We start from the raw sequence: 11350 nt of genomic DNA on the forward strand, positions 1-11350 counted from the left end.
TAATGGCCTTCGATTCGTACCAGGAGACGCACAATGCCCTTGCGGATGCCCAAGTTCCGGTTTACCCGCCGCTTAGGCAAGATCCTCTTGGGCGTCGTGGCCACGGCGCTGATCCTCTGTGGCATCGCCGCCTGGCAGGTGCCCAAGGTGCTGCACAACGTGCTGACTCAGGACGTGGCCAAGATGCTGGGCCGCGATGTCGCCGTCGGCAAGATCACCTTCAACCCCTTCACCCTGACAGTGCGCGCGCACGACCTTGCCGTGGCGCAGCCCGGCTCGCAGACGCCGTTGTTCACGGCCGCCGAACTGGACGTCAGCGCGGCCTGGAGCTCGCTGTTCTGGTTCGCGCCGGTGGTTGACCGCTTCACCCTGCGCGCGCCGACGCTGTCGATCGTGCGCGAGGACGTCACCCGCTTTAACTTCTCCGACGTGCAGCAGCGCGTGGCCGAGATGACGGCCGCCAAGCCGGACGAGCCGCCCAAGCCCGATGCGGGCCTGCCGCGCTTCTCGCTGAACAACATGGTGATCGAGGGCGGGGTCGTGACCCTCGATGACAAGGTCACCGGCCGCAAGCAGGTGGTCGACGAACTGGCCGTGGGCGTGCCCTTCATCTCCACCTTCGGCTACGCCACCGACATCGACGTGCAGCCGCGCCTGCATTTGCGCATCAACGGCAGCCCGTTCGACCTGACCGGCGTGGCGCGGCCCTTCGACAAGGTGCCGTCGTCGACGCTGCGAGTCGCCTTCAGCGGACTGCAGCTGGAAAAGTGGGCCGACGTCTGGCCCATGCCGCTGCCGTTCAAGCTTGAGCGCGCGCTGCTCGACTCGAACCTGCAGATCGTCTTCGAGCAGCCCAAGGACGCGCCGCCCAAGATCCGTGTGGTCGGCGACATGGGCCTGCGTCAATTCGACCTGCGCGACAGCGCCGGCGAGAGCCTGGCGGCCTGGAGCGCGCTGACCGTCACCCGCCTCGAACTCGAACCGATCGCGCGCCAGGTCTACGTGGGCGGCGTCGACCTGTGGGCGCCGCAGGTCTACGCGCGGCGTTACAGCAACCAGCACCTGAACTGGCAGGATGTGGCCGACAAGCTCAAGCAACTGGGCGGCCCGGCGCCGGCGGCCCAACCCGCTCCGGCCACTGCGTCCGCGCCCACCGGCGCCCCGCCCGCCGCCACCGACATACCACTGGCCGCCGACGCCCCGCCCAAGCCCGCCGCGCCGGCCGAATGGAAGGTGACGCTGGACGCCTTCAACATCCACGAAGGCGAGCTCTACGTCACCGACGCCATCAGCAAGCTCGACTACACCCTGACCGGCCTGGCCGTCACTGTCGAAGGCGTGGCGCTGCCGCAGGTCAAGGGCGAGCCCATCAACCTGTGGCTGACCGTGGACAACAGTACCGATGGTGGCTGGATCCGCGCCAAGGGCCCGCTGGTGCTGCAGCCGCTGTCGCTGGAATTGGCGGTGCGCATGGGCAATGTGGCGCTGGCGCCATTCGCGCCGGCGGTGCGCAGCCTGTCGCCGATCCTGTTGCAGGACGGCCGCCTGGGCCTGACGGCGCAGGTGCATGTGCTGGACAGGAACGGCGCCATCGACGCCTCCGCCAGCGGCGTGCGCGCCGAACTGGCCCAGTTCAAGGCGCGCGACGAAACCCTGAATCCCGCGCTCGACGTCGCGCTGCAACAGTTGGTCGTCACCGCCGAGCGCCTCGCCATGGGGCCCGGCGCCAGCAATTTCACGCTGACCGCGGCCGGCATCCAGGGCGGCGGCAAGCTCGACCTGAAGGGCGCCTTCACGCCGCAGCCGCTCAGCGTCAAGACCTCGGTCGAGCTGTCCGGCCTGAACGTTGCCTCGTTCGCGCCGTACTTCGCCTCCAGCCTGAACGCCACCGTGCGCGCCATCACGCTGGGCGCCAAGGGCGACGCCGAATTCGCGGCCGCCAACGGCAACGCGCCGCTGAAGGCCGGCTGGAAGGGCGGCGTCGAGATCACCGACGTCGACCTGCAGGACCGCGTCAACAAGGACGACTTCCTCAACTGGAAGCGCCTGGCGTTCTCTGGCATGAACGTGGCCGTGGCCGGCGAGCGGGTCGTGGCCGGCCTGGGCGACATCGCGCTCGATGACTTCTACGGCCGCATCCTGCTGAACGCCCAGGGCCGCCTGAACGTCATGGATCTGGTGGCGGCGCCCGGCCAGGCCGGCGGCTCCATCACCCAGGACACGCAGACCCCCGGCCGGCGCGCCGAGCCGCCGGCGCCCGCCGCCAAGGGCGGCGGCATGCCCGATATCTCGCTCCACAGCGTCACCCTGACGCGCGGCCGCATGACCTTCACCGACCGCTTCGTCAAACCCAATTACGTGGCCGAGCTGTCCAGCATCGACGGCTCCATCACGGCGGTGTCGTCCACCAATCCGCAGCCCGCCAAAGTCAAGGTCACCGGCCGCGTCTACACCACCGCGCCGCTGTCCATCAGCGGCGTGGTGCAGCCGTTCGCCAAGTTCCTGTCGCTCGACCTGAAGGCCTCGGCCAAGGGCGTGGACTTGCCGCGCTTCAACACCTATTCGGCCAAGTACGTGGGCTACCCGATCAAGCGCGGCAAGCTCTCGGTCGACCTGGAATACAAGATCAAGGACCGCGCGCTGCTGGCCACCAACCACGTGGTGCTGAACCAGCTCACCTTCGGCGACAAGACCAACAGCCCCGACGCCACCAAGCTGCCGGTGCTGCTGGCCGTGGCGCTGCTGAAGGACTCGCGCGGCAACATCGACATCAACCTGCCGATCTCCGGTTCGCTCGACGACCCCGAATTCTCGGTCGGCGGCATCGTGGTGCGGGTGCTGCTGAACCTGGTGGTCAAGGCCGTCACCTCGCCGTTCAGCCTGCTGGCGTCCGCCTTCGGCGGCGGCGAGGAACTGTCGTACGTGGAATTCGCGCCCGGCAGCGCCGCGCTCACCGACGACACGTTGCAGCGCATCGAGACCCTGACCAAGGCCCTGGCCGACCGCCCCGCGCTCAAGATGGACTTGAGCGGCCGCGCCGATCCCAAGACCGACCTGGAAGGCCTGCGCCAGGCCTGGGTCGACGCGCAGATCCGCCTGGCCAAGGCGCGCGACATCGCTCCGCGCGGCAAGAAACCGAACCCAGCCGGCGTCGAGGTCTCCGGCGCCGAGCGCGCCAAGTACCTGGAGGCGGTCTACGACGACACCGACCTCAAGGACAAGCCGCGCAATTTCATCGGCATGGCCAAGTCCGTGCCGCCGCAACAGATGGAGGAGATGCTGCGCGCCGCGGCCCCGGTGGGCGACGAGCAGTTGCGCCAACTGGCCGATGCGCGCGCGCAGGCGGTGTATGACAAGCTGCAAGCCCAGGAAGGACTCGCGGATCGCGTGTTCATCGTTGCCCCGCAACTGGACACCGATGGCATCAAGGACGAGGGCCTGCCCTCGCGCGTGGACTTCTCCCTGAAGTGAACCCCGGCGGTTCGCCAGGACGCGCCCGCGTCCGGCGGCCGTCCTTTGCCCGGAGATGCATGATGCAAGACCAGGACGCGCATTTCGACAGCCTGCTGCCGCCGCTGAAACTGAATCGGCGCGGCTTCATCGCCACCACCGTGGCGGCCGGCTTTTCGCTGGCCGCCGGCCCCGCTGTCGCCCAGACCGCGATCAAGACCGACGCCAACGGCCTGACCGCCGGCAAGGTCGACATCCCCGTCGCCGACGGCAAGATGCCCGCCTACCGCGCCATGCCCGCCGGCAAGAAGAACCTGCCGACGCTGCTGGTGGTGTCCGAGATCTTCGGCGTGCACGAATACATCCAGGACGTCTGCCGCCGCCTGGCCCACCTGGGCTATATGGCCATCGCGCCGGAACTGTTCGCGCGCCAGGGCGACCCGTCCAAATACACCGAGATCCCCAAGCTGCAGGCCGAGATCATCGGCAAGGTGCCCGACAAGCAGGTTCAGGACGACCTCGACGCCACCGCCGCCTGGGCCGCCGGCCATGGCGGCAGCGACGGCAAGCTCGGCATCCTCGGCTTCTGCTGGGGCGGCCGCCAGGTCTGGCTCTACGCCGCCCACAACCCCAAGCTCAAGGCCGGCGCCGCCTGGTACGGTCAGTTGGGCGGCGAGCCGAGCGAACTCAAGCCCCGCTCCGTCCTGAGCCTGGCCAGCGACCTCAAGGCCCCCGTTCTCGGCGCCTACGGCGGCAAGGACGCCGGCATCCCCCAGACCGATGTCGACAAGATGCGCATCGAACTGGCCAAGGGCCCCGCCGCCGCCAAGGCCTCCCGCATCGACGTCTACCCCGAAGCTCCGCACGCCTTCCACGCCGACTACCGGCCGAGTTACCGCAAGGCCGAGGCGGAGCAGGCGTGGCAGAGGATGCTTGACTGGTTCAAGCAGAATGGGTTGGGCGGTTGAGGCGTTACTGTTGTTCTTCGTAGGCCGCCCCTGGCGGCGCTCGGGCGGAGTGAGGGGAGAGATCTTGCGTCGCCCGCCGTGACCGGCTGCGCGGGCAGCCGGTCACGGCATACGCATTGTCGTGCGTCGAGGGGGGCGCTGCGCGAGGGGGGGAGGGCGCGGCACGAGGGAGATTAAGGCCACGCGCCGCGATCCTTCATGTCGCACGGGAACAAGGCCGCCCGCGCCTGCCGCCGTCACGCCGGGCGGCTCAAGAACTCAACCTTTTCGCCCATCAAGCGACACAATTCACTTCTCCGCGCTCTCCCCCGGCAACCCATCACTGACTTCAGCCAACGCCGCCTTCATATCCTCATAGGAAATCACCCGCTCATTCTGAAAACTGCCCAGCACTCCCCGGCACCCATCGACGCCGGAGCGCTTCATGTCTTCCATCATCCGCGTCCCATCGTCCAGCCCCTTCTGGTAGAGCCCGTCATACCCCGCCGCCGAAAACCCGTACTCCTTGGCATACCGCTCGAGGTTCGCGCGCGAGGTCGCCTGGTGCTGCGCCAGGTCGGGCTCGGATGCCCCGCACGCGCGGGCCGCGCCGTTGGAGGCGCCCGCCGCCACCACGAAGGATTCGAACTGGGCCTGCTCGGCCGCGTCGGGCGCGGCCCAGGCCGGGGCGGCCGCGGCCATCGTAAAGGCCAGGCCGATCAGCATCTTGCGCATCGGTTTTTCTCCGCAAAGCGCCCGCGCGCGGCCCCCGCGCGCGGGCATTGATCACACCCTCACATTATGGCAACGATCCCCGCGCCGCTTCGCGTATGGAGTCGTTTCAGACTGTGCGGGTTTTTTTCCCGATCTGTCCGCGCGGCCAGCAAGCGCCGCGCGCAGGAACTATGATGAGGGCTGTGGGGCACGTCCGCCCCAATGCAACCCCCCAACACTGGAGATCCCCCCATGAGCATCAAAGTCGGCGATCGCGTGCCCGACGGCACCCTGACCGAATTCATCGAAACCGAAAGCGAAGGCTGCTCGCTCGGCCCCAACGCCTTCCAGGTCGCCGACCTGACCCGGGGCAAGACCATCGCCCTGTTCGCGCTGCCCGGCGCCTTCACCCCGACCTGCTCGGCCAAACACCTGCCCGGCTACGTCGAGCAGGCCGACGCCCTCAAGGCCAAGGGCGTCGATGAAATCTGGTGCGTGTCGGTCAACGACGCCTTCGTCATGGGCGCCTGGGGCCGCGAACAGAAGACCGCCGGCAAGGTTCGCATGCTGGCCGACGGCTCCGCCCTCTGGACCAAGGCCCTGGGCCTGGAACTGGACCTGATCCAGCGCGGCATGGGCGTGCGCTCGCAGCGCTACTCCGCCCTGATCGTCGACGGCGTGGTCAAGCAACTGAACGTCGAAGGCCCCGGCAAGTTCGAAGTCAGCGACGCCGCGACCCTGCTGTCGCAACTCTGATTTTCCGCGCAGTTCCTGTTTCATCGCTCAATGCGCGGGCCGCCCCGGCGGCCCGCGTCGCTACTCCCCGGCAGGAGTAGCCAGACGCCATGCTCGCAACCATTTCTTCTTTCTCGTCGCTGTACGTGGCGACCCTGCTGATGCTTATCGGCACCGGCCTGTTCAACACCTACATGGGGTTGAGGCTGACCGCGCAATCGGTCAGCGAGGTCTGGATCGGCGCCCTGATCGCCGGCTACTACCTGGGGCTGGTGTGCGGCGCCCGGCTGGGACACAAGCTCATCATCCGCGTCGGGCACATCCGCGCCTTCGTTGCCTGTGCCGCCGTCGCCACCAGCATGATCCTGGCGCAGACGCTGGTGGACTCCATGCCGCTGTGGCTGGTGTTCCGCGTCATCTCCGGCATCGTCATGGTGACCGAATTCATGGTCATCGAAAGCTGGCTCAACGAACAGACCGAAAACCACCAGCGCGGACGCGTGTTCTCCGTCTACATGGTGGTGTCCGGCCTGGGCACCGTGTTGGGCCAATTGGCCCTGACCGCCTACGCCACGCTCGACCTGCGGCCGCTGACGCTGGTGGCCATGTGCCTGGTGCTGTGCCTGGTGCCGATCGCCGTCACGGCCCGTTCGCACCCGCCCACGCCGCTGCCGGCCGCGCTCGACATCCGCTTCTTCATGCGCCGCGTGCCCCTGTCCATGACCGTGCTGTTCGTGGCGGGCAACCTGTCCGGCGCCTTCTATGGCCTGGCCGCCGTCTACGGCGCCAAGCACGGCATGACCACCTCGCAGGCCGCCATCTTCGTGGCCGCCGCCGTCACCGCCGGGCTGCTGTCGCAATGGCCCATGGGCTGGCTGTCCGACCGCATCAACCGCGCCGGCCTGATCCGCTTCAACGCGCTGCTGCTGGTGCTGCTGCCGGCCGCCATGTGGGGGTGGTTGACGCTGCCGTTCTGGGCGCTGGTGCTGCTGTCGTGCGTTTTCGGCGTGCTGCAATTCACGCTGTATCCGCTGGGTGCCGCCTTCGCCAACGACCACGTCGAATCCGAACGCCGTGTCAGCCTGTCGGCCGTGCTGCTCATGACCTACGGCGTGGGCGCCTGCGTCGGCCCCATGATCGCGGGCGTGCTGATGTCGGTGGCCGGCCACAGCATGTATTACGTCTTCATCTCGGCCTGCGCCCTGATCCTGGTGTGGCAGGTGCGTCCCACCCGCGTCACCGGCGTGCACCAGGTCGACGAGGCGCCGGTGCATTTCGTGCCCATGCCCGACACGCTGCAAAGCTCGCCAGCCGCCGCCGTGCTCGACCCCCGCGTCGATGTCGAGAACGACATCGGCATCGAAATGGTTCAGCCCGATCCGTCGGCCGCGCCCGCGCCGGTGGAAGGGGCGGGCGCCGTGGATCCGCCGGGCGGCGCGGTCGATCCGGCCGCCGCGCCCGCGGTCGCCGAAGCTGTCGAGACGGTCGCGGCCGACGCGCCGGCGCGCCAGCCGCGCACCGGCACCTGAGGCCGGCAACCCGTCTACCAGGGCGCCATCAGCAGGATGGCCGCCAGCGCCAGGGCCAGTCCCAATCCGTTCAGCCGGCTGAGCGGTTCGCGGAACACCAGCGCGCCGACCAGCGTGCCCAGCGTGATCACGCCCATGTTCATGGACGCGAATACCAGCGCCGGATGGTCGGGCAGCGCCTGGTGCGCGCGGATGTAGGTGATGATGTTGCCGAAATTCACCGCGCCCAGCGCCACGCCGGCGGCCAGGTGGCGCGGCGCCCACGCGGCGCGGCGCCACGACAGGTAGGCCAGCATCAACGCGCTGGACAGCGCGAACGCCAGCAGCAGGCCGCCCGCGAACGCGGTGCCGGCCCGCGCCATCTGCTTGAACAGGATGTCCACCAGGCCATAAGCCACCCATACCGCCAGTGGCCACATCCACAAGGCGCGGCCAGGCGCCACATCCGTCCCGGCGTGGTTCCCGGGGCCCGGCGCCTCGCCCGTCCTGGCGGGGCGGCGCAGCAGGCAGAACAGGGCGGCGAAGGCCAACGCGATGGCCCCCAGCTTGCGCGCGCTCACCGGCTCGCCGAACAGCAGGAACGCCGCCAGCAGCGGGATGAACAGCGACAAGCGCTGCGCCGCGTCGCTGCGCACCACGCCCGCGTGGCGCACTGCCAGCGCCATCGCCATGAAGCCGCTGGGCAGCAGCAGGCCCAGCGTCAGCAGCACGGCCCAGGGCGTCTGTGGCGTGAGCAAGGTGGCCGGATCTGGCCGCAGCAGCAGCCAGCAGAGCAACGCGGCCACCGCGTGGTTCACCATGATGGCCTGGCGCACGTCCACCTGCCAGCGCCGCGCCAGCTTGAGCATCGCCGCCACGGCGACGCTGCACGTGACGCTGGCCAGCAGGTAGGACAGGCCGGGCGTCAGCGGCATGCCGCCACGTCCTGGTGGGCGTGAGCCTGCTGACTGGCATCCACGCGCATGCCCAGGCGTTGCAACAGGCGCTGGTCGGCCTCCATGCGCGGGTTGCCGGTGGTCAGCAGCACATCGCCGTAGAACATCGAATTGGCGCCGGCCATGAAGCACAGCGCCTGCATCGCGTCGTCCATGGCCTCGCGCCCGGCCGACAGGCGCACCATGGCGCGCGGCATGGTAATGCGCGCCACCGCGATGGTGCGCACGAACTCGAACGGGTCGAGCGGCTCGGCATCGGCCAGCGGCGTGCCCGCCACCCGCATCAGGTTGTTGATCGGCACCGACTCGGGATAGGGCTCCATGTTGGCCAGTTGCGCGATCAGGCCGGCGCGCTCCTGGCGCGATTCGCCCATGCCGATGATGCCGCCGCAGCAGACGTTGATGCCGGCCTCGCGCACGCGTTCCAGCGTGTCCAGGCGATCCTGGTAGGTGCGGGTGGTGACGACCTTGCCGTAGAACTCGGGCGCGGTGTCCAGATTGTGGTTGTAGTAGTCCAGGCCGGCCTGCTTGAGCTGCTCGGCCTGGCCCTCGCGCAGCATGCCCAGCGTGACGCAGGTTTCCAGGCCCAGCGCCTTGACCGCGCTGATCATCTCGGCCACGGCCTCCAGGTGGTGCGGCTTGGGACTGCGCCAGGCCGCGCCCATGCAGAAGCGTTGCGCGCCGCCGGCCTGCGCCGCGCGGGCCGCGGCCAGCACCGCTTCCAGCGGCATCAGCTTGTCGGCTTCCAGGCCCGTGTCATGGCGCGACGATTGCGAGCAGTAGCCGCAGTCCTCGGGACAGCCGCCGGTCTTGATCGACAGCAGGCTCGACAGTTGGATGCCGTTGGGGTCGAAGTGGGCGCGGTGCGTCTGCTGCGCGCGGTACACCAGGTCCATGAACGGCAGGTCGTAGAGTTCCATCACGGCGGCGCGGCTCCAGGCGGGCGCGGGCTGCGGCTTGGTCGGCTTGGGAACGGGAATGTAGGCGGTCTGCATGAACGGACTCCAGGAGGGCTTGCGGGGATCGCGCCGCCCGCCTCGGGGCGGAGGCGGCTTTGATCGGCGGATCGTATGAAGCTGCGCAGGGTTTGCGCAACCTGGCGTCAGTGTCTGCTTTTGGGGGTGGTTTGTGGTGGTTTTCGAAGAAGATGGCGATTTTTGGCGGTGCCGCCCTGCTAACACGGCGGCATCTTCGCGCAGCCGTGGGCGCGATTATTTTGATTCAATTTGTAAACGCGGCGGGCGCGTTTCAGTCTGGCTGCGATTTGCCGCGCGCCTTCGGTTTCTCGTAGCCGGTGATGCCACGGTCACGCGCCCAGACGATGGCCGCGCTGCGCCGGTGCACGCCGATCTTGCTGTAGATGGTTGCCACATGGTTGCGCACGGTATTGCGCGACAGGCGCAACTGGCGCGCGATGCCGTCGTCGTCATGACCCTGGCACAGCAGGCCCAGCACTTCGCGCTCACGCGCCGTCAACTGCGCCAGCTCGGCCACGTCGCGGGTAGCCGGGGCCGGCGCGCGTAACTGCGCCAGCTTCTCGATGATGCCGCGGCTGAACCACGAGGTGTCCTGCATCACCGCCTCGATGGCGGTCAGCAGTTCGGTCTCGGTGCGCTTGCGCTCGCTGATGTCCTGCACCACCAGCAGCACGCGGCGCTCGCCGTTTATCATGACCGGCTCGGCCGATACCAGGCAGTCCAGTTGCGCGCCATCGGCCGTGATCAGCGCGGCGTCGCGGTTGCGCACGCTTTCGCCACGCGTCAGGCTGGCGGCCATGCCCTCGTACGGGCGCAGCCCGAGCGCGGTCAGTTCGCGGCCCGCGCCCGCCTGCGCCGAGACGCCGACGGCCTGCACGTAGGCATCGTTGATGTCCAGCACGCGCAGCGAATCGCCCTCGCACAACGCCATGGGCACCGGCGCCAGGCGGAAGGCCTTGGAGAAGCGTTCCTCGCTTTGCCGCAGGGCCTCTTCGGCGCGCTTGCGCTTTTCCAGGTCGATGAAGGTGAACAGCATGCAAGGCTCGCCCTGCATGTCGATCGGCTGGCCGGCGACGATGACGAACTTGGCGCCGCCGTCCGTCAGCCGCAGCACGCCTTCGCGCTGGCCGATGGTCAGGCCGGCGTTGAGCTTGGCGACCGCATCGTCTTTGTCTGCGCCGCCGTCGAGCACGTCGAGCTCATAGGCCGATTTGCCCAGCACCGCCTCGCGCGTCAGGCCCGTCATGTCCAGAAAGCCCTGGTTCACCTTCACATAGCGCAAGTCCGACAGCCGGCAGATGAGCGCCGGCGCGGGGTTGGCGGCGAAGGTGCGTTCGAAGCGTTGCTCGGCGTTGAACTGCTCGGTCTGGTCATCGAGGATCAACACGCGGTAGTCGGTGCCGTCAGCTTCGAGCAGCAGCCCGCGCGCGCGTACATGGCGCAGGAAATCGGCGTCGTCCTTGCGGCTCAGGTCGAGCAGCAGGTCATCGAAGGCGCTGCCCGCGGCCAGGCGATCCAGCGGATACTGCCGGGCCGGCACGCGATGATGGTTACGGTAGGTCAGCGCGTAGCGCTTGCGGTAGCCCGCGGGTGTCTGGCCCAGCGCTTCCAGCGTCTCGACCCCGTGCAACGCCAGCGCACTGGCGTTGGCCCAGGCAATGGCGCCATCCGCTTCAAGCAGGACGATGCCTTCGTTCAAGCCTGCGATGATGCGTTGCAGGTGTTGGCGATGCGCGTGGGGGGCGTTGTTGCTGGCGGTCACGTGGGCCTCTTGGCTTGGCTGGCACAAGCGCACAGGATGCGTTGCGATGCGTGGCCTGTCCAGAGGATAAACGGACGAGAGGGGGGAGGGGCGTGACGGCGCTTGCCGCCGCGCAAAGCAAAAAAGCCCCGGAATCCGGAGCTTTTGGCGGGCGCCTTCCGGCGCAGTGCAGGAGGACTCCTGCGGGACAACTGGTCTTGCGGGTTGCTGGGACACACACAAGATGCTTGGCGGAGCGGACGGGGCTCGAACCCGCGACCCCCGGCGTGACAGGCCGGTATTCTAACCAACTGAACTACCG

Annotated in this window: 8 protein-coding genes; 4 read left to right on the forward strand and 4 right to left on the reverse strand. The window is 68.4% G+C overall.

All coding sequences use genetic code 11. The features are described 5' to 3' along the window. Positions 1-33 precede the first annotated feature (33 nt). Together ACN6O8_RS15595 and ACN6O8_RS15600 are read left to right on the forward strand one after the other, a co-directional pair. The gene (locus tag ACN6O8_RS15595) at positions 34-3471 is read left to right on the forward strand and encodes a DUF748 domain-containing protein (RefSeq protein WP_427991924.1); all 3438 of its coding nucleotides are present in this window, start codon (positions 34-36) and stop codon (positions 3469-3471) included. Positions 3472-3533: 62 nt separating this feature from the next. Next, positions 3534-4418 carry a dienelactone hydrolase family protein gene (locus ACN6O8_RS15600; RefSeq protein WP_427991945.1) on the forward strand — a complete coding sequence of 295 codons (885 nt, stop codon included), beginning with the start codon at positions 3534-3536 and terminating at the stop codon, positions 4416-4418. Between the two features lie 288 nt (positions 4419-4706). Here ACN6O8_RS15600 and ACN6O8_RS15605 read toward each other — a convergent pair whose 3' ends face one another. Then, on the reverse strand, positions 4707-5132 hold the full coding sequence (locus tag ACN6O8_RS15605) for a hypothetical protein (RefSeq protein ID WP_427991925.1): 426 nt from the start codon (positions 5130-5132) through the stop codon (positions 4707-4709). 231 nt (positions 5133-5363) lie between these two features. Here ACN6O8_RS15605 and ACN6O8_RS15610 point away from each other — a divergent pair, with 231 nt between their 5' ends. Together ACN6O8_RS15610 and ACN6O8_RS15615 are read left to right on the forward strand one after the other, a co-directional pair. Then, positions 5364-5867, forward strand: coding sequence for a peroxiredoxin (locus ACN6O8_RS15610; protein ID WP_427991926.1), 504 nt, complete (start codon positions 5364-5366; stop codon positions 5865-5867). An 89-nt stretch (positions 5868-5956) separates the two neighbouring features. Next, positions 5957-7375: an MFS transporter gene (locus ACN6O8_RS15615; RefSeq protein ID WP_427991927.1), complete on the forward strand. Its 1419-nt coding sequence runs from the start codon at positions 5957-5959 to the stop codon at positions 7373-7375. 14 nt (positions 7376-7389) lie between these two features. Here the strand turns inward: ACN6O8_RS15615 and ACN6O8_RS15620 are convergent, their stop codons facing one another. From ACN6O8_RS15620 to ACN6O8_RS15630, 3 genes are all read right to left on the reverse strand, one after another. Next, positions 7390-8283, reverse strand: coding sequence for an EamA/RhaT family transporter (locus ACN6O8_RS15620; RefSeq protein WP_427991946.1), 894 nt, complete (start codon positions 8281-8283; stop codon positions 7390-7392). After that, positions 8280-9305 (reverse strand): biotin synthase BioB, encoded by a 1026-nt coding sequence (gene bioB, locus ACN6O8_RS15625; RefSeq protein WP_427991928.1) that lies wholly within the window; start codon positions 9303-9305, stop codon positions 8280-8282. The genes ACN6O8_RS15620 and bioB overlap by 4 nt, the downstream gene beginning before the upstream one ends. A 253-nt stretch (positions 9306-9558) precedes the next feature. Then, positions 9559-11049, reverse strand: a complete 1491-nt coding sequence (locus tag ACN6O8_RS15630; protein WP_427991929.1) for a PAS domain S-box protein — start codon at positions 11047-11049, stop codon at positions 9559-9561. Between the last annotated feature and the right edge of the window lie 301 nt (positions 11050-11350).

This window comes from Achromobacter sp. (genome assembly GCF_050285565.1).
Classification (GTDB): Bacteria; Pseudomonadota; Gammaproteobacteria; order Burkholderiales; family Burkholderiaceae_B; genus Achromobacter.